1 protein-coding gene is annotated in these 427 nt (G+C 60.9%); it reads right to left on the bottom strand.

The features are described from left to right. The coding region (locus tag AC3XQU_RS23000; RefSeq protein ID WP_489876477.1) for a hypothetical protein at positions 1-415 on the bottom strand (415 nt) is incomplete at its 3' end. Positions 416-427: the final 12 nt, after the last annotated feature.

Genomic DNA, 427 nt, shown 5'->3' with positions numbered 1-427 from the left:
CTTCGGGTTCTTCTGCCACCTCAGGGATGTCGGCAGGATGAGGGTCCGGCTGATCGTCGTCAGGTTCGGTTTCGTTGTCGCTGTCGTCGGTTGGATCTCCTTCGACTGCAGGGTTTTCTGGTAGCTCATCGTCGTCAGTGTCCAGGTCCGGTTCTTCGTCTGCCACGTGAAGTTCATCATCGGGAATGTCGTCCTCGAGGTCGGGGAGGTCGTCGTGTGGGGTGGTGAACGGTTCGTCCTCAGGTTCAAGCAGATCGGGATTTGCTTGAACGTCGTCGTCGACGTTCACGGTCTCTTGAACGTCGGGCTCTGTGCGTTCGATGGGGTCGAAGATTTCGCCGCGGCGTTCGCGGTTCAGTCGGTCGATCGCGGTGGCGGCGTCGGCTTCGTCGTCGGGGCCGAGTCGGGCGCCCATTGGTGAGACTCC

The sequence above is a fragment of the Telluria sp. AZSoR62 genome (genome assembly GCF_058111565.1).
This window is presented reverse-complemented; position numbering and strand designations above follow the sequence as displayed.